This window comes from Paenibacillus sp. GbtcB18, assembly GCF_019091125.1.
In the GTDB taxonomy this organism is placed as follows: Bacteria; Bacillota; Bacilli; order Paenibacillales; family NBRC-103111; genus Paenibacillus_F; species Paenibacillus_F chitinolyticus.
On the sequence record NZ_JAGXJX010001052.1, the window covers coordinates 1 to 222 of the forward strand.

Sequence of the window (222 nt, forward strand, 5' to 3'; positions counted from 1 at the left end):
TGGTGGAGCCAAGCGGGATCGAACCGCTGACCTCCTGCTTGCAAGGCAGGCGCTCTCCCAGCTGAGCTATGGCCCCATAAGCTCCATCAAAACTGAACAGAATTTACAACCAGCTTTTTATCGGAAGATTCGCTCTTCCGTTATATCCATAGAAAGGAGGTGATCCAGCCGCACCTTCCGATACGGCTACCTTGTTACGACTTCACCCCAATCATCTACCCC

The 222-nt window shown here is 52.3% G+C and carries 1 tRNA gene and 1 rRNA gene; both read right to left on the reverse strand.

Annotated features, from left to right (window positions below):
- Positions 1–76, reverse strand: a tRNA-Ala gene (locus KVT34_RS31605).
- Between the two features lie 76 nt (positions 77–152).
- A 16S ribosomal RNA gene (locus tag KVT34_RS31610) occupies positions 153–222 on the reverse strand; the annotation flags it as partial.